The organism is Coleofasciculus sp. (assembly GCF_046565525.1).
Taxonomy (GTDB): Bacteria; Cyanobacteriota; Cyanobacteriia; order Cyanobacteriales; family Coleofasciculaceae; genus Coleofasciculus.
In genome coordinates, this window is sequence record NZ_JBKHUP010000025.1 from 57,587 (window position 1) to 75,579 (window position 17,993).

Genomic DNA, 17,993 nt, shown 5'->3' on the forward strand with positions numbered 1-17,993 from the left:
ACTGGGAACAGGACATTCATAATTTATGATGCATCATTCATCTTGTAAATCGGCGGATTTCTGTAACCCAGCGCAGCCGTTCTTCATGTTCTAGGTTTAGAATATCGTCTAATGACCAGTGAAAGTAAAAAGCAATTAAGGCTACCTCTTGGTATAAACTCTCCAAAGGGTAGCCTAAAATTCCCCCGATCGCGCCAATCCCTCCTCATGCTGATTAATGCGATTTAAAAAGTTCTGTACGTAGATCAAGTCTACTAGGAAAAGTTGTTCTAGTAGTTTTGGTGTAACCGGAGAAAGGTTACCGAGACGGGTGATGACTCTAGACAAAATGACCAAAATTCGGTAATAGGGTTCTTGCTGAACCCGGCTATCTTTGTTAACTAAAATCTCATCTTTGCCTGTAACTAGGCGCATTATCCCATGGTGATGAATACCACCATTTTCATCAACTAAACCTTTGGGTAGAGTAAATTCAAAATAGGTATAGTCCATAATTATTGGTCTTATGTCTTTTGTCCTTTATCCTTCGTCTTTTTAGTTCTCCTGTAGGGGCGAACCGCTGCATAAATCAACAACTAGAGAAACAGGGCGGGCGCGAGTCACATCGAGGTGCAACCGAAAAGATAGTAGTAAAACCCGCCCCTACAGAGGCTCGGGTCGCCCTTTACTTAACCCCCTGTGTCAAAACTTGTTTCTTGAGAATTATGGCAGACAAAAACCAGTAATTTTATATCATTCATAATCTGAGGGAATTGATACAGGTTGCACTGATAAACTGGAAGCCGATTCCCCTTGATTATCAGGTTCTAATTCATTAATTTGCCGATAAAATTGCTGTAGATAATTGAGATCACAGGCAAATAAATTTTCAATTACCGTGGGAGTGACTTCATCCAAAGCCCCCAAACGCAAAATAACTCGCGATAAAATAATCACGGTGGCATAAGCGGGATTGGATTTCACACGCGGATCACGCATGGGAACGATTTCATCAATCGCCCGTGCTAACCGCATTACCCCCTTGCGGTGCAAGTTTCCCTCCCCATCCAGATATCCTTTGGGAAGATCAAATTCAAACTGGGTTTGAATCATATACCTGGTTTAATCCGTCTTAACTGTTCAACTGTCACCTCGACTTCTTCTATTTGATAGTCATCTCCTTTGACACTCAAATCAGAAATTTTATAGCTAATGGGCCACGCGCCTTTAAATTCAAATCGAAACTGCTCCTCGGATGCAGTATTATAGATAACTAACGCACCATTCCGCCGTTGATCTTCCCAATTCGCGCCTTCTTGAACAGAATTTAGCCAATTCCACAGCGTCATGGAAATATTTAAGCCTCGTTTCAAGGTGAGATTGGTATAGGTCATATTACCAGGAACCTTTGTGCGAACCACTCGCCCTCTAGAATTCCCACTTTTACCCCACTTCTGCGGCGTTACTTCGCAGACTTCAACGACATCCTGGGTGGCTTTAAAGCCTGCACATTCCTCAAACAGACCATCGACAGAATCATTACTCCCATCTAGGATTAACTCTAGAAAATAGCGCGATCGCGTCAGAATTTCAACTTCTGTCACTGTTCACCTCCTTTGCTTTTGTCTCTCCTGTCCTCCGGAAACGAATAAAACACTGCCCAGTGTCCTCCAAAGAAGCACCTAGGCAGTTGATTCAAGAAACTGGATTGAGAATTGTGGCAATACTCACATCACACGTCTGCCCGTACCATTTTCGTGAATCGAATCTCCATCGTATCTTTAGCCATTTCTCCCGGCTTACTAACATCTAATTGACTGGTTTGGGTGAGGTTGCTGGGGAAGCAATCGATGAAATCGTACTGCGCCCCAATCTTACCATTCATATCGTAAATAAACAGTGATGCTGTTTTTCGCTGTTTCCTCGACTCTGTAGCTCCACCGGAGAACGAACTCGCGTGGCATTTCTTATACCAATCGGTTATTGTCTGTTGATATCCCTCGTTACCTGCCACATATTCGAGTTTAAGAGCAGAACCATACTCGACTGCACCCGGGGTAGCTTGGGTTTGGGTTTTCCCATCTTTGCCGCAGCCGATGGCTCCGCTTCCTGCTGCCACTTTCATTTCAATCGCAGGAATCGTACATTTTTCGACAACTATCTCCATTCCATCACAATCAAAAAAGAAAGCAGCGTTTGTGTTATATTCAATATCTGCCATGGTTCAACTCCCAGATAATTCAGTTCATTAAATAGCTGATGATCAAATTCCTCAAATGTCCTACATCACGCGGGTGCAATTTTCGCACACTATTGTCCAGGTTTCTTTGAGATAATCTTTGCCGTTGACATCTAATTCGGAAAGGCTCATTTTAGAGGGCCACGCTTCTTGGAAGTCCCATTGAGCTATAATTGCATCATCATGACTGTAGGCAAAGATACTTCCTGTTTTTTTGTTTTCACCCCATTTTCCTTCACCGCCATCGGAGGGAGGGAGGCAAGCTTTGAACCATTTGTACATGACTACACTAGAACTGGTTGGACTTGGACTAGAAAGGCAGACTAAATCAAAAGTGACCACTTCCTCAAAGCCAGCCGAGTTAATCTGCCGCTCTGATTTCCCACCTTTCATTGAACCAACCACGGCGGATTCACCCGCTAGTTTCGGCTTGTAATCAGGAACTTTCACACTTTGAAACGAAAGTTCACCCATGCCATCAATATCACAGGAAAAACTACTAGGGGCAAGACCTTTTAGTTCGACAGCCATATTTTTATCTCCTTACTCTCAAGTTAATAGTTAACCTTGACTTGTTTCGATGTGTTGCCGATATAGAACTTAACACATCGACAAAACCATCAAGCCATAATCAGACACTTTAGCATTTAGAGACTTCTGTTATAGCATGAATTTTCGCTCAGATCGATTACAAAATGTCAAGGTCTGTGAGGTGCTGTTAAGCGTTCGATGAAATCCGAGTTCCGTTACATAAGACTTATGCAAATCTAGGCAGAGGTACTCATAACTAGGCTTACTGCTTACTTCCTGCTTCATTCTGGAGGTGTCGGCACCTTCCCAGTCCACAGGCTAAAACCACCTAACTGGCGGCTATCTCCAAATTAATGGAGGCGTTGCACTCTCTCTCAAGCTCTAACCCGCAATTGTCACACCCTTCCCTTTTTATTGTATGTTTCTCAACCCGTTTTCGTTACAATTATTTACTTTGCTAAATTCAGGGCGACCCGATGTAGGGGCGGGTTTTACTACTATCTTTTCGGTTGCACCTCAATGTGACTCGCGCCCGCCCTGTTTCTAGAGTTTCCATTAATCCAAGCGGGTCGCCCCTACATGGTTTTAATACCTACCCAAGGCAATTGCTTGGGTAGGATTTAGAACCTATTGATTCGGTGCCCACTGACTAATGCGGAAGATGACAAATTCAGCCGGACGTACTGGACAAACACCCACTTCTACATAGAGACGACCCAGCATAATCGTCTCATGGGTGTTAATTTCTCCATCGCACTTGACGTAGAACGATTCTGAAGGGGAAGTTCCAAACAATGCTCCCTCACGCCAAAGCCGCTCCAAGAAATTGTTGACTGTACGGCGTACACGAGCCCAGAGAATTTGGTCATTTGGCTCGAACACCACCCACTGTGTACCAATTTCAATGGATTTCTCAATGTAGCTGAGTAAGCGGCGGACACTGATATAACGCCATTGCACGTTATCCGGTTCTACCAAGGTGCGAGCACCCCAAACCTTATAGCCTCGGTTGTAATTGGCGAAGTTACGGATACAGTTAATTCCCATCGGGTTTAACAGTTCTTGTTCCCGCATATTGGTGTCATAGGCTAAACCCGTTACACCGCGCGGTGTTTCGTTCGCTGGTGCTTTGAACACACCTCGTGTTTCATCAGTGCGACACCAAATCCCCATCATGTGACCACTGGGGGGGACATAAATGGGTCGTCCACCATTACGAGGGTTCGCCACTTTAATCCAGGGATAGTAGAGAGCGCCAAACATGGAACGGCGGTTAAACAGTTTTAACCAAGCCGCGACATCTTGAGGTTTCTGTTGTTCAGCCGCAACTGGGGTATCTCCTTTCGTCGGCTTGACTGGAGGTGCGTCAAGAACTGCCATCCGGTAGGCTGGACCTGGGAAGGAATTCTCGCACATACTTAGCATCATTTCCATGACACCGTGAACTTGTTCTAAGTTCATCAATCCTTCTTGATACACTTTCATCAAGTCAGGACAAGCAATCATGGCGACTTCATCAATTTCAAAAATCCCCTGTGTCCCCGTGCGGTCATCCCGTTGTCCTTGTAAATCGCGGGCAAAGTTGTCTGGGGGAGAAATGTACGGTGGCGGCGTAATCTCATACGCTCCTTGCATGGGGCGCCGTGACAAGGGTTGTCCGCTTTGGGAGATGTCAACCGCCTGGATAAATTCAGAACTTTCAACGGCGGTGACTACATACTCAGCTACCTGCGTATCCACTTCTGGATTCATGGTCAGGTGGTCATACCGTTCCAATACCTCTTCGCCGCGTGCCACAATCAGGTCAAAGAATTCACCGGTGTTGTAGGGCGGTTCGGCATCCTCTGGTGCGTCTTCGGGTAAGGGTTTCGGTGTACTTTCTTGAATCACCACCCGCAGCCGTGGCTCATCTGCACCGGGTAGCGCTAAAGCTCCCCCTTCTTCTGATTCAGATTCAGCCGGCTTAATCATGAATTGTAACGAGGGGCGATTTCCCGATGTTAAAACCTTAGTCCCCGTTTGCTCGATTGGCGGCGGTTCAGCACCCGGTAGTTTAGTGCCAATACTGGTTACCCAGCAGCGACCCCCACCATTGAGGAACCACCCTTGAACCGCAAAGGGTAAATAGGCGTCAAAGTCGGTGAACCCATCGGAGCCTTCTTTGGCAAACGACTGCAAATACTGATCCCAAGTGGTAATCAGCATGGGTTTAAATAATTCGGCGTCACCGCGTATATCCTCGGTAAAACCAATAAACCCAGCGACACTCATACTAATGCCCTCAATCGGGCGACTGCCACGGTCTACCTCTTCAACGTAGACTCCTGGCGCAAAATAATCTAATGGCATGAGTAATATTCCTCCATTTAGGACTTAAATCAGCCAACAGAAAAACAACCTTAGAGTGTCAAACTCTATACACTGTTGGCAGAGGCAGTTTTCTGTGCCAATTGAAAGGAACAAGAGCACAAGCAGACAACGCTGGATGTGCCAAAATCCCTAATGTATTCCGTAAGGCTGCTGGAGCTAGCCAACTTCTGCATAATATCTTTCAGTGATAGCATGTCAGAACGTGTTCGTACAGGAGTCATTCCCTTTTGTTGTCGCAACCAGCGATGACGCCGTAGCTCAGTTAAGTTCTTATAGAACAACTGTTGCTTATGTGACATCTCTTACACCGTAATCTTTGATTCGGTGTAAGCTTCCAAGACAATCCGGCTATTGCTTAGGAGACTCTTGGCTTTATTAACGACACGGGATGCCCCACCGCGCCGGAACAATACAAAGTTTATCTGGGAACTTCCCCCAGACCAGATATTTGCCAAGGTTCGGGCAACAGGAGCGATCATAGAAGTCTGTGATTATGCTGTACGCATAAGTGTCATGAGAGAGGCTAACCCTAGCTATATTATTAGACTATAGTCGAAAATTTACCTAAAATATCTTTACAAATTATAAACTAAATCTTAAAAAATATTTATTTTTGCCGCGACCTATTTGAGAAGGTTGCCCAGTTTTAGGCTATGATTGTTGTCTAGCACTTTTTTAGGTCAATTTAGCTAAAATTGTAAAGAAAAGTAAAAAGTAAGAATGCTGGGGATTGGATGAAATAGGGATAAAGCCGTGTAGAGTTTTGACTAAAGGGCGACCCGAACCCATTGACTGGATTCCAGTTGTTAATGGGCACAAGGGGGCAAGAATACAGATAAAATGCGGTTAGAGGACTCCTGTCATGTCACAACTGGTCAAAGCGCAACTGATTTCAACTGATGGTGGCGGAACTATTGAATTCATGTTTAATCCCAACCAGTTGGCGTTCAATCAGCAAATTAATCTAACTAAAAGTAGTGGAGCGCGGACAGGTAGGGGATTGCCTAAAGTTAACTTTGCTTATCCTGAACCCGTCATCCTCACCATCAATGACCTAATTTTTGATACCTACGAGCGAGGGGAGAGTGTTCTAAAATATATCAAATCATTTCAAAAAGCGGTTGATTTTGCCGAGTCAGGAGCGGGTCGAGAGAAACGTCCACCAACTTATGTGTTTACCTGGGGTTCTCAAAAGTATATCCGCTGCTTTGTAACCAAACTTGATTACAATCTGACGATGTTTCTGCCGGATGGGACACCAGTACGCGCCAAGATTAACTTAACTTTAGAAGAGATTGATGAGTCCATATCCCAACCGGGTATGTCTACGCCTAAGTCGAATGCCAGTCAACGCCAACAAGATAGCTTGTCCAGTCGTAAGGCTCGGCTTAAATCAGGCTCTGGCGCGAGTTCACCCCCGTTAAGTCCCTCGCCTCAAGCAGCACCATCGGCAAGTTCCCTGACTACGGGAGGTTTGGGGGGTGCAGCTAATGCAGCATCCCAGGCTGCCTCTCAAGCCTCTGATGCGGCTTCTCAGGCGGCTAATGTGGCGTCTCAAGCTGCTTCTCAGGCGGCTAATGCGGCTTCTCAAGCTGCTTCTCAAGCCTCTGATGCGGCTTCTCAGGCAGCTTCTCAAGTCTCCGATGCGGCGTCTCAGGCGGCTGATACAGTATCCGATGCGGCGTCTCAGGCGGCTGATACAGTATCCCAAGCTGCCTCTCAAGCCTCTGATGCTGCTTCCCAGGCGGCGTCCCAAGCCTCTGATGCTGCTTCCCAGGCGGCTTCTCAAGTCTCCGATGCTGCTTCCCAGGCGGCTGATGCGGCATCCCAAGCTGCCTCCCAAGCTTCTGATGCGGCGTCCCAAGCTGCCTCCCAGGCGGCTGATGCGGCATCCCAAGCTGCCTCCCAAGCTTCTGATGCGGCGTCCCAAGCTGCCTCCCAAGCTTCTGATGCGGCGTCCCAAGCTGCTTCTCAACTTGAAGAATGAACATCATGAAACCCATTAAATTGGGTATTAGTAGCGAGCAAGATGCTCGCACTACAAGGATTTCCTCATTATAGACATTAAGGTTTACAGCAGATTTCAGGTTGATGAGGTACAGTATTCTGAGCAAGATCCCCGACTTCGTAGGAGCATCATTTAGTAGAGATGTTCCAGCGGAACGTCTGGAACAACAGGAAAGGAAAGTCCTAATCGATGTGTCTACTGCTATACTTGAAAAGCGCTGTAAATGCTGAACCGCTTATTTCATTGCCTCTACTGAGTCGCGATCGCTAAACGAATGCCTTCGACTAAACGTAAGCGATCCATAACGCTAACAACTCGACCATGAGGGACATTTTCATCGGCATTAATAATCACCAAGACTTGAGAATTTGCCGTAACCAATGACTCTATCCCTGCTTCAAGTTGAGATAATTCAATCGGTTCCCGGTTAATGAAAATTGCCCTATTTTCCTGAATTGTGATCGTAATTATTCGGTCTTGTAGCTGACTTTCTGCGGTTGTCGCCGTCGGCAAATTAACAGGTAATCCTTCAGATCGGGTTAAATAAAGAGTTGAAATTATAAAAAATGCCAAGATGGCGAATATCGCATCAATCATTGGCACAATATTAATCTGGAATGGTGTTTCTGAATCATCAGGTAGACGCATAGTAGTGTAGAGACGCTTCTTGCATCGCGTCTTGAGTTGAGGTTGTTTACTGACGACGGAATAACAAATGACAAATAAAAACGGTAGAAAAGGCTAACCTTCTCTACCGCCAAATCGGAATTATCAATCGAGTGGATTATTCAGCACCTTGAGGTAAAAGTTCCCGTTGTTCCCCAGGTTCTCCAGGAATAACTTTCACTTTGCCCTCTTCATCCACATCGACAATAGCGCTGTCTCCTTCTTGCAGGCGAGTAGAAAGGATTTCTTCTGCTAATACGTCTTCTAACAAGCGCATGATTGCCCGACGCAGGGGTCTTGCGCCATAAGACGGACTGTACCCTTCTTCCACCAAGCGTTCTTTGAAGCGATCGGTGACTTCCAAGGCAATTCCCTGTTCTGTGAGACGCTTGAAGACTTCCCGCAGTAGGATATCGCAGATTTCCTTGATCTCGTCTTTGCTAAGCTGACGGAAGACAATAATCTCATCCAAACGGTTGAGGAATTCTGGACGGAAGTACTGCTTGAGTTCCTCATTGACCAAAGAACGGATGCGGTTGTACTGGGATTCGGCTTCGTTGTCGCTTAACTCAAAGCCTAAACCACCGCCACCTTTTTCAATCACCTTAGACCCGATATTAGAGGTCATGATTAATAGGGTGTTCTTAAAGTCTACTGTCCGCCCCTTAGCATCCGTGAGACGCCCGTCTTCCAGGATTTGCAGCAGCATGTTAAAGACATCAGGATGGGCTTTTTCGATTTCGTCGAATAGCACCACCGTGTAGGGACGACGACGTACTGCTTCAGTTAGTTGACCGCCTTCGTTGTAGCCGACGTACCCTGGAGGCGAACCAATCAACTTACTGACGGTATGGCGTTCCATGTACTCGGACATATCCAAGCGAATCATCGCGTCTTCAGATCCGAAGAAGTAAGCCGCCAAGGATTTGGCTAACTCAGTTTTACCCACCCCGGTAGGACCTGAGAAGACAAAGCTGGCGATGGGACGGTTGGGATTCTTCAAACCTACCCTTGCCCGTCGAATCGCGCGAGACACCGCTTTCACCGCATCTTCCTGACCGATGAGGCGCTGGTGCAGCGTATCTTCCATGTGCAGCAGCTTCTCGGACTCGGATTCAGTTAGCTTGCTAACGGGTACACCCGTCCACGATGCGACAATGTGGGCGATATCTTCCTCATCAACGACTGGCGAATCATCCGTTCCCGTTTCTGTCTTTTTATTTTGAGCGATCGCGCGAATTTCGCTTTTAATTTCCATTTCCCGATCGCGCAGTTCCCCCGCCCGGTCAAAGTCTTGCGATCGCACGGCGTCGTCTTTTTCTTTGAGGACTTGTCGCAGTTCCTTATCTAACTCTTTAGCTGCTGGGGGAAGCTGGGAGTTAATTAGACGCACGCGGCTACCGGCTTCATCAATCAAGTCAATCGCCTTATCTGGCAAAAACCGATCTGAGATATAGCGATCTGACAGTTTTGCCGCTGCATCCAGGGCTTCATCTAAAATTTTCAGCTTGTGATGCTGTTCATAACGTTCGCGCAACCCGTATAAAATCTCAATCGTCTCTTCAACGGACGGTTCACCTACCATCACGGGTTGGAAGCGTCGTTCTAATGCCGCATCCCGTTCAATATGTTTACGATACTCATCTAGGGTTGTCGCCCCGATACATTGGAGTTCGCCTCTGGCTAAAGCCGGTTTCAGGATATTTGCGGCATCAATTGCCCCTTCAGCCGCACCTGCACCAATCAGGGTATGAACCTCGTCAATCACCAAAATTACATTGGCAGCTTGACGAATTTCATCCATGATTTTCTTGAGGCGTTCTTCAAACTCACCCCGATACTTCGTCCCCGCCACCAGTAGCCCGATGTCCAGAGTAACGACGCGCTTTTCTTCTAAGATATCTGGGATATCGTTATTGGCAATTCGCTGCGCCAATCCTTCTGCGATCGCGGTTTTGCCGACCCCTGGTTCCCCTATCAATACAGGGTTATTTTTGGTGCGACGTCCCAAAATTTGGATAACGCGCTCAATTTCTTTAGCGCGTCCCACTACCGGATCAAGTTTACCTTCACCCGCCATTTGGGTCAGATTGCTACCAAATTCATCTAAGGTTGGTGTTTTCGTGCGACCCGAAGATGCGCCACTGGTGACTTCTGCCGTCTCGCCCAGCATCCGGATGACTTGAGTTCTCACTTTGGTCAGGTCTACACCCAAATTTTCCAAAACTCGTGCCGCCACCCCTTCGCCTTCCCGGATCAACCCCAGCAGTAAATGCTCAGTTCCGATATAGTTATGACCCAGTTGGCGGGCTTCCTCGAGTGATAATTCTAACACTCGTTTTGCCCTAGGGGTAAAGGGAATTTCCACAGCGACAAAGCCGGAACCTCTACCAATGATTTTCTCAACTTCAATCCGGGCATCTTTAAGATTGACACCCATCGACTTGAGAACTTTGGCGGCGACGCCAGTTCCCTCCCCGATCAAACCCAGAAGGATTTGCTCCGTGCCGACAAAATTATGCCCCAGGCGACGTGCCTCTTCCTGGGCTAGCATGATCACCTTAATGGCTTTTTCTGTAAAGCGTTCAAACATGGCGTATTTCCATCACCTGTTGCGTGCCCGTGTACGCTGATTCTAGCATAGGAGACTTCTCAGGCTGTCTCCTATACAACAACCTGTCTAAATTAATCTTTAAATTCCTCTCTCTCAGGGGGGAATGAGGGAGCTAAGGTGCAGGGGTGCGGGTGCACAGGGGAGCGGAGGTACGGGGGAGCAAGGGAGCAGGTGAAGATGGGAAATAGCTTTCCCAATCAACAAGTGACAAATGACCAATGACAAATCACCAATCACACATAACTAAAGAGTTGCCAACCCTGACGGGTTAAGCGGGAGACGATTTGCTCATAGCGTTCTTGCAGGGTTTGCTCAAATTCCGGCTTTTGTAAACCCTTGCGCCACAAAATTAGGGCATCTTCACCCGTATCTTGGTAATATCCTCGGCGTCGTCCGGCTGGAATAAAATCAAACTTTTGGTAGAGAGACAGGGCAGCGTGATTCGAGGGTTTGACCTCTAAGGTTGCCCACTCCAACTGACGCTGTTTAGCGTCCTTGAGTAAGGCATACAGTAAAAATTGCCCCAGTCCCTGATGTTGATAGTTTGGATGCACCGCCAAAATCGTAATATGCGCTTCCTCCAGAATTGACCAGTAACAACCTAAACCCACTAAGGCATTCCCTAAAGGGGAGTGCGTGGGTAGATCCTCCCCAAGTGGATTTTGTGGTCTAACAACGGCTGAATGGCAACCCCCTGGGCGCTTATCCCAGGGGTTGTGTGCTTCTAAAACCAGTATTTGACTATTCGGGCTATTTAACTCTCGTTCGTAGCCCGATCGCGTCCACAGCCCGCCAAAACATACAAGATCGAGATCAACAGCCGCACTCAGTTGTGCTGTGGTTAGCGGCTTTAGTTCTAAGACAGTCACAGCACTCAATTGTACACTAATTGACGTACGCTTTTGGTGTACCTGCCCATATCCATTTCAAGATGATAACGACATTATGCTATTGATTGACTCCACTCAGGTGCAAAACTCTGGACAGCGATATCTTCGATCATCCCATTTCCATGGCGATGAGCGCTCCCCCAATCAGGAACTGTTGCCGCTTACAGCCACTGTTAACAGCCAAGACTGCCTGGAAATTGGTGGCTGTGATGTTAAAGGTTTAGTTGAGGAGTTTGGTTCTCCCCTTTATATTCTAGATGAAGTCACCCTAAGAACAGCTTGCCGCCAATATAGGGATGCCTTTGCCCGTTACTATCCCGGAGATACCTTAGTGCTGTATGCTTCAAAAGCCTGGAATTGTTTAGCGGTTTGTGCGATCGCGGCATCGGAAGGTTTGGGGATTGATGTCGTATCTGGAGGTGAACTCTACACCGCACTAGAAGCTGGGGTAAAAGCCGATAAGCTGTATTTCCACGGCAATAACAAGTCTATCGCTGAACTCCAACTCGCCATTGAGAGCCAATGTACCATTGTTGTCGATAACCGCTTGGAGTTAGAAACTCTGGCGGATTTGGCACAGAAAGCCTCTGGGAACGCTAAGGTTCGGATCATGATTCGGATCACACCTGGGATCGAGTGTCACACCCATGAATACATTCGCACCGGTCACCTGGATAGCAAGTTCGGTTTTGATCCCCACAGTCTAGATGAGGTTTTTGCCTTCATTAGCCACCATCCTATCCTCGACTGCATTGGTTTACATGCTCACATCGGGTCACAAATTTTTGAGAGTCAACCCCACAAAGATCTCGGGGCGGTTTTGGTTGATTATCTCCAGAAAGCCTCTGTGTTCAATCTATCCATTCAAGAACTCAATGTCGGTGGCGGTTTAGGAATTCGCTATACCGAAGACGATGATCCCCCCAGGATTGATAATTGGGTCAAGGGGGTTTGTGAAGCTGTGGTTAATGCCTGTAAGCAGCAGCAGTTGCCCTTACCCCGGCTATTATCCGAACCGGGGCGATCAATTATTGGACCCGCTTGTGTGACGGCGTATACCATTGGCAGTCGCAAGGTCATCCCCCAAATGCGAACCTACATAGCCGTCGATGGGGGGATGTCCGATAACCCACGTCCGATTACTTATCAATCGGTTTATCGTCCGGTGGTTGCCAATCGCATGTCAGCACCAATAACCGAAACTGTCACAATTGCGGGTAAACATTGTGAATCCGGGGATATATTACTCAAAGATGCCCAATTACCCGAAACCCAACCTGGGGATTTGCTCGTCGTCATGGGAACTGGAGCATACAATTACAGCATGGCATCTAACTACAATCGTGTACCTCGACCTGCAGGGGTGTTAGTTAAGGATGGAACGGCTGAATTAATTTTGCAGCGAGAAACCTATCAAGACTTAATCCGCATGGATCATTTACCGAAACGACTTGTATCCCAGGATAAGGGATGAGGAATGGGGGAGCATGTAGAGACGTAGCATGCTACGTCTGGAAGCTGGGGAAGCATGTAGAGACGTAGCATGATGCTACGTCTGGGAGCTGGGGAAGCCAAGGACGAATGACAAATGACGAATCTGTCGCAACTCCCCTGCTAATCTCGTTACAATCAAGCCAGAGTCAAGCTCTCAGTTGCTAAACGTTTAATTAAGTTCAATGCCTGCGTCGTCGTCGGGTTATTTTCCTGACTCTGGCTGGGTTCAATCTTTATTGCTGCACAGCGTTGATGTCGGATTGGTTCTAGCCCTCACCTATATGGTTCTCCTCATTATCGGGGAGCGTCGTACTTTGTGGATGGTTCGAGGGCTAATCGTCTTGATGCTAGCGGCAGCGGTCAGTAATCGACTAGGATTGACCCTGTTGAGTTTTGTGTTAGAAAAATTGGTGGTTGGTTCGGCTGTGGCGATGGCTGTCATCTTTCAGTCAGAATTTCGCCGCTTTCTCGAACAAGTCGGGCGGGGAGAAATTAGGCAGTTGTTTCAATCCCAACGCCGCCCTATGCCTAAACCAGATAGTGTGATTGATGAAATTGTCGATGCGGTTAAAGAATTATCTCAAAATCGGATTGGCGCATTGATGATTATGGAGACCAATGGAACCATTGATGAGCGAGATTTTTCTGTACCAGGGGTACAGTTGAATGCTGAATTGTCTAAAGAACTGCTGCAAACTATCTTTCAGACGACGACGTTACTCCATGATGGGGCAGTATTGATTCGGGGGTCTCGCGTAGCTGCAGCAGGTGTGATTTTACCCCTATCCGAGCGAACTGCCTCACGACAGCTTGGCACGCGCCATCGAGCCGCGATGGGAATTACTGAGCGGGTGGAAAATTGCCTTTGTATTGTTGTATCCGAGGAGACGGGTTCTATTTCATTGGCGGAACGGGGCGGACTCAACCGACCTTTAACCAGTAGTAAACTCAAAGAACTGTTAGAGGATCGATTTTCGACAGCGGTTGACCGTGAGGCAGTTCCCCCCGGCTTACGCAGTTTAGGTCGCCAAGTTAAGTCTCAGGGATGGCTAATCATTTCCCGCTTTCTCCGTCTGCCGTCCTCTACTTCTCGTAATAAGAAATGACTATTATTTAGACAATTATTATGCAAACGATACTAAAAGAATTACCAAGCGACCTCGACCAGGAACGTCTACCCAAACATGTAGCAGTGATTATGGATGGTAATGGTCGTTGGGCAAAACGCCGAGGTATTCCTCGGATTATGGGTCATCGCCGAGGAGTAGATGCCTTAAAACGGTTGTTGCGCTGTTGTGATGATTGGGGAATTCAAGCCTTAACCGCTTATGCCTTTTCCACAGAAAACTGGGGGCGTCCTATCGAAGAAGTGGAATTTTTAATGACACTGTTTGAGCGGGTATTGATGCGAGAACTCCAAGAGATGATGGAGGAGAATGTACGCATTCAGTTTGTGGGGAATTTAACGGCATTACCGCAATCCCTGCAAGACCAAATTGAACGGGCGATGACCCAAACTGAAAATAATACCGGGATTCAGTTTACTGTGGCGACCAATTACGGTGGACGTGAAGAGATTTTACAGGCTTGTCGGGCAATTGCTACTCAGGTTCAGCACGGTCAGATTCAACCGGAGGAGATTGACGAAGCGCTGTTTTCTCGCCATCTTTATACTGCCAATATTGGTGATCCAGATTTGCTGATTCGCACGAGTGGAGAGATGCGTTTGTCAAATTTTCTCCTCTGGCAAATGGCTTATGCTGAATTTTATACGACAAACACGTTTTGGCCCGATTTTGACCGAGAAGCGTTTCATCAAGCTTTAATTGCTTATCAGAAACGAGATCGGCGATTTGGTAAATTGTAGAGACGTAGCCTGCTACGTCTCTACAATCTATGGGTCGTTCATGGACCAGAGAAAACCGCTGCTTCTACATCTTCACGACTTAGGGAATACTTGAAAGAGCGCAAAATGTCACGTCGTCCTTCTGCTGCATTAATGTAACGCACGGCTAATTCCTCAACTTCTAGACAGAGTTCGGCTTTCCAAGTTGGTCGTTCCACACGCCAGCAATTGAGTTCATTGTTATCTTGTTGACATCCTTGTGAACGGAGCCAATTTTCGATTTCAGGAAGGGGATGGTTATAGAGGGGCGTGTCAGAGGAAGGAAGTACCATAGACGTTTTTATAGATTGAGAGATGGAACAACAACAGGGCTTGACGGTGAATTAGATGGGGAGATATGTTGGTTAGGAGGGGGAGATAGAGGGATTGGTTGTAATTGAGTTATCGGTGGAGTGGTGACTCGACTGGATAGAGATATCCCAGAAACTTGAAAAGCATTGTCTCCTCGGGTTAACCCAATCACAATTGCCAGGAGCAAGCATCCCACGAAGGTTATGCCTAAAATAAATAGGGCAAATAACTCGCCAGGGGAGAGAGGACGGTCAGTGGGGTCAAGGTAGGCAGAGGATGAGTGATCCACTCGCGATCGCACGACGGGACGGTTCAATCCGGGTGGAGGTTGAATGACGTTGACGCGAGAATAGCCAATAGTTTGATCATACAGGATTCGCCGTTCTGGATTACTCAGAGTCCCATAAGCTTCATTGAGCTGTTGGAACTTAGTCTTTGCCGTTGCTTTTGGTAAGTCGGTGGTATCGGGGTGGTAACGTTTACTCAGTTCCCGATAGGCACGACGGATATCTAGAGCAGATGCACTGGGGTGTACCCCCAGAATCCCATAATAGGTTATGGGTTGTAGCTGTTTGCTCGTCCTAGTCTTCTGTTTTACCCAGTCTTGAGCCATCCTAGCTGGTATAACAAACGGTTTTTAACATTTTACGCGATCGCTCTGGCTTGGTGAGCAGATGGGGGAGTTTGGTTTCGTCGTAGGGGCTGGGCGGGTTTATTGAATTGAGGGGTTTCTGGCAACAGGTAATAGTAAAACCCGCCCCTACGAGTTAATTTGTTTTTTTCTGTATCTTGGCTGAATTGTCAAATAAAGTGGTAATCACACCAATAGGCAAGCCAGAGCGATCGCCCTTTCTACTTCTCTTATCTGAAAGGTTTGATGTAGAGGTTATAGGCAGGCACATTTTCCCATTGTAAAACTATACCATAAAATCCGGCGATTAGCTTCGCGCTTTACCGAAGGCAATCGCACCGTAGTTTGTAGTTCTTAGTTCTTATACCAAGTTGCATTCAAAGATATAACTTTCTTTCCCCCTGCTTCCCCTGCTTCCCCTGCCTCCCCTGCTTTTCCTATCTACTATGTTTTGGTCAGGGCGGGTTTATTGAATTGAGGGGTTTCTGGCAACAGGTAATAGTAAAACCCGCCCCTACGAGTCAATTTGTTTTTTCTGTATCTTGGCTGAATTGTCAAATAAAGCGGTAATCAAACCAAGAGGCAAGTTGTGCGATCGCGCTTTCTACTGTCCTTATCTGAAATGCTTGATGTAGAGGTTATAGGCAGGCACATTTTCCCATTGTAAAACTATACCATAAAATCCTGCGATCGCCTGCTGAAACTGCAATTTTGTGAAGGGTGATCAGAAATATAGGAGAAATGGGTACACTTAGTTTAATCTGCGCTAGTCGCACGAAAGCCTTCCCCCAGTCAGCAGGTTGTCATTAATGAATACCGTTTTAGTTGTTGAAGATTCTCTCAGCCAGCGGGAATGCGTTTCTCAGCAGTTAACGTGGAGTGGGTGGAATGTCATTCAAGCCAGTGATGGTGTAGAAGCACTCCGGCAAATTCAGAACAATTCTCCCGATTTAGTGCTATTAGATCTGATCATTCCCCGGATTGACGGCTATAGGGTTTGTCGTCTAATCAAGGCAAATCCCCACACCCAGAATATTCCTGTAGTTCTTCTAACCGGCAAAGGACAGCATTTAGCCCTTTCCTACGGTATCAAACATGCCGAAGCCTATGTCGGTAAACCTTGGCAACCGAGAGAACTGTTGGATACCCTGAAACGAGTATTGCTCGATACGAAAAAAGAACCGCAAACGGCTTCTGCTCATGCTTGGACAGACTATGGTATTCTAATTTTCAAGATAATTCAACTCTATGAATGTCGCGTCCAACCGTGGACAGAGTATGGTTCCGAAATTATTAAACTCTATGAAAAGGCTTTGGCGGCTTTCAAGCAAGCCTTGATAATTGAACCGGAACACCTCCTCGCCAATCATTACCGCTTAATGGCTGAAAAAAACTGGGATAGTTTACAGGAAAAACTAGAACAATCTCAACCCTGTAAACTTTGTCAGTATTATCATGGCACAGATGGAATTAACTGTGCCGTCCATCCCTGGAGACGCCCTGGAGAATTTTGCCTAGATTGGGAATTAAGTTAGTCGTAGTTTGTAGTAGGCACTAAAGTGCCTTAATGCTTTACTTTTAAGCACTTTAGTGCTTACTACGGACAGGGAGCGTTAAAAAAAATAATCATATCACGGGCAATAACTGACAACGACCCGCCCTGCTCCCCTAAACTGCTGATAATAAGTTTGACTAACTTTATCCCCCTGCTCCGAAAGCCGATCAATCCCAATACCATTACGACCTTGTTCTTTCCCCGAACTGTGAATATAATAGCCATCACCTAAAAAAAGACCCAGATGATTAATTTTCTCAGGTGTGCCAAAGAAAACCAAATCACCCGCATCTAATTCCACCAAAGGAATCGATTGAGTAAACTCCTGCTGCTGATAGGAATCTCTCGGTAACCAAATTCCCGACGCCGCAAACGCTGTTTGCATCAATCCTGAACAATCGTAATTAGGTCCAACGGTCCCCCCCCAGAGGTAATAATTAGACTGTTGCATCGCGTTCTTCGTAAACGCAATAACCGCCGGAAGTCGTTCTTGGATTTGAGTGCGCGAGAGTGCGATCGCGTGATAGGGTTGAGGGGCGATTTCCAGTTGAGTGATATCTTCAACTCGTAACCAGGCTCCATACCCATCCTCACATAGCCGCACCTGTATAGCCTGCTCCCTCGCTGTGGATAATACCGATTGCAAATACCGTCCAGCCGCCGCTTGAGTCGCTAAACTAGCACAAGTGGGAGAATCATAAAGGTCTAAATTAACACGGCAACGGTACTCACCATGTTTTAATTCAGCTAAACCGCCAGGAGCCTCGCGCCGTACCGCGCTTGTCGGCGTCGAGAGGAATGGCGGGAGAATTTGTGGGG

General features: G+C 46.9%; 18 protein-coding genes and 1 pseudogene. 5 read left to right on the forward strand and 14 right to left on the reverse strand.

The window, feature by feature from the left end; translation table 11 throughout:
• Positions 1 to 37 precede the first annotated feature (37 nt).
• The 8 genes from ACLGGO_RS11455 to ACLGGO_RS11490 form a co-directional block, all read right to left on the reverse strand.
• Positions 38 to 166 carry a DUF6760 family protein gene (locus ACLGGO_RS11455; RefSeq protein WP_446419409.1) on the reverse strand — a complete coding sequence of 43 codons (129 nt, stop codon included), beginning with the start codon at positions 164 to 166 and terminating at the stop codon, positions 38 to 40.
• Positions 167 to 174: 8 nt separating this feature from the next.
• Complete coding sequence (locus tag ACLGGO_RS11460) at positions 175 to 492, reverse strand: hypothetical protein (RefSeq protein ID WP_446419410.1); 318 nt, start codon at positions 490 to 492, stop codon at positions 175 to 177.
• A 240-nt stretch (positions 493 to 732) separates the two neighbouring features.
• Positions 733 to 1,092, reverse strand: coding sequence for a hypothetical protein (locus ACLGGO_RS11465; protein ID WP_446419411.1), 360 nt, complete (start codon positions 1,090 to 1,092; stop codon positions 733 to 735).
• Entirely contained in the window at positions 1,089 to 1,583 is a 495-nt protein-coding gene (locus ACLGGO_RS11470; protein WP_446419412.1) for a phage tail protein, read from the reverse strand. Before ACLGGO_RS11470 ends, ACLGGO_RS11465 begins: the two co-directional genes overlap by 4 nt.
• A 128-nt stretch (positions 1,584 to 1,711) precedes the next feature.
• Positions 1,712 to 2,200, reverse strand: coding sequence for a phage tail protein (locus ACLGGO_RS11475; RefSeq protein ID WP_446419413.1), 489 nt, complete (start codon positions 2,198 to 2,200; stop codon positions 1,712 to 1,714).
• 60 nt (positions 2,201 to 2,260) lie between these two features.
• Entirely contained in the window at positions 2,261 to 2,749 is a 489-nt protein-coding gene (locus tag ACLGGO_RS11480; protein ID WP_446334674.1) for a phage tail protein, read from the reverse strand.
• A 627-nt stretch (positions 2,750 to 3,376) separates the two neighbouring features.
• Positions 3,377 to 5,098 (reverse strand): phage tail sheath family protein, encoded by a 1,722-nt coding sequence (locus ACLGGO_RS11485; protein WP_446334673.1) that lies wholly within the window; start codon positions 5,096 to 5,098, stop codon positions 3,377 to 3,379.
• 323 nt (positions 5,099 to 5,421) lie between these two features.
• Positions 5,422 to 5,598 (reverse strand): hypothetical protein, encoded by a 177-nt coding sequence (locus ACLGGO_RS11490; protein ID WP_446334671.1) that lies wholly within the window; start codon positions 5,596 to 5,598, stop codon positions 5,422 to 5,424.
• Positions 5,599 to 5,981: 383 nt separating this feature from the next.
• On the opposite strand from ACLGGO_RS11490, the pseudogene ACLGGO_RS11495 reads away from it, so the two are divergent.
• Positions 5,982 to 6,473: pseudogene (locus ACLGGO_RS11495) on the forward strand (CIS tube protein); the annotation flags it as partial.
• 903 nt (positions 6,474 to 7,376) lie between these two features.
• Here the strand turns inward: ACLGGO_RS11495 and ACLGGO_RS11500 are convergent.
• The 3 genes from ACLGGO_RS11500 to rimI all read right to left on the reverse strand — a co-directional run bounded on the left by ACLGGO_RS11500 (position 7,377) and on the right by rimI (position 11,276).
• The gene (locus tag ACLGGO_RS11500; protein ID WP_446334670.1) at positions 7,377 to 7,775 is read right to left on the reverse strand and encodes an ExbD/TolR family protein; all 399 of its coding nucleotides are present in this window, start codon (positions 7,773 to 7,775) and stop codon (positions 7,377 to 7,379) included.
• A 136-nt stretch (positions 7,776 to 7,911) separates the two neighbouring features.
• On the reverse strand, positions 7,912 to 10,386 hold the full coding sequence (locus ACLGGO_RS11505) for an ATP-dependent Clp protease ATP-binding subunit (RefSeq protein ID WP_446334669.1): 2,475 nt from the start codon (positions 10,384 to 10,386) through the stop codon (positions 7,912 to 7,914).
• A gap of 254 nt (positions 10,387 to 10,640) precedes the next feature.
• Positions 10,641 to 11,276: a ribosomal protein S18-alanine N-acetyltransferase gene (rimI, locus tag ACLGGO_RS11510; RefSeq protein ID WP_446419414.1), complete on the reverse strand. Its 636-nt coding sequence runs from the start codon at positions 11,274 to 11,276 to the stop codon at positions 10,641 to 10,643.
• A gap of 76 nt (positions 11,277 to 11,352) precedes the next feature.
• Between rimI and lysA the strand changes: the two genes are divergently transcribed.
• From lysA to ACLGGO_RS11525, 3 genes are all read left to right on the forward strand, one after another.
• The gene (lysA, locus tag ACLGGO_RS11515; protein WP_446419415.1) at positions 11,353 to 12,771 is read left to right on the forward strand and encodes a diaminopimelate decarboxylase; all 1,419 of its coding nucleotides are present in this window, start codon (positions 11,353 to 11,355) and stop codon (positions 12,769 to 12,771) included.
• Between the two features lie 202 nt (positions 12,772 to 12,973).
• Positions 12,974 to 13,897, forward strand: coding sequence for a diadenylate cyclase CdaA (cdaA, locus tag ACLGGO_RS11520; protein ID WP_446334667.1), 924 nt, complete (start codon positions 12,974 to 12,976; stop codon positions 13,895 to 13,897).
• Between the two features lie 20 nt (positions 13,898 to 13,917).
• Complete coding sequence (locus ACLGGO_RS11525) at positions 13,918 to 14,658, forward strand: isoprenyl transferase (protein WP_446334666.1); 741 nt, start codon at positions 13,918 to 13,920, stop codon at positions 14,656 to 14,658.
• Positions 14,659 to 14,696: 38 nt separating this feature from the next.
• On the opposite strand, the gene ACLGGO_RS11530 is transcribed toward ACLGGO_RS11525, so the two are convergent.
• On the reverse strand, positions 14,697 to 14,969 hold the full coding sequence (locus tag ACLGGO_RS11530) for a DUF3143 domain-containing protein (RefSeq protein WP_446419416.1): 273 nt from the start codon (positions 14,967 to 14,969) through the stop codon (positions 14,697 to 14,699).
• Positions 14,970 to 14,977: 8 nt separating this feature from the next.
• Positions 14,978 to 15,601, reverse strand: coding sequence for a J domain-containing protein (locus ACLGGO_RS11535; RefSeq protein ID WP_446419417.1), 624 nt, complete (start codon positions 15,599 to 15,601; stop codon positions 14,978 to 14,980).
• 827 nt (positions 15,602 to 16,428) lie between these two features.
• Between ACLGGO_RS11535 and ACLGGO_RS11540 the strand changes: the two genes are divergently transcribed.
• The gene (locus ACLGGO_RS11540) at positions 16,429 to 17,154 is read left to right on the forward strand and encodes a response regulator (RefSeq protein ID WP_446419418.1); all 726 of its coding nucleotides are present in this window, start codon (positions 16,429 to 16,431) and stop codon (positions 17,152 to 17,154) included.
• A 96-nt stretch (positions 17,155 to 17,250) separates the two neighbouring features.
• On the opposite strand, the gene ACLGGO_RS11545 is transcribed toward ACLGGO_RS11540, so the two are convergent.
• The gene (locus ACLGGO_RS11545) at positions 17,251 to 17,985 is read right to left on the reverse strand and encodes a C40 family peptidase (protein ID WP_446419422.1); all 735 of its coding nucleotides are present in this window, start codon (positions 17,983 to 17,985) and stop codon (positions 17,251 to 17,253) included.
• Between the last annotated feature and the right edge of the window lie 8 nt (positions 17,986 to 17,993).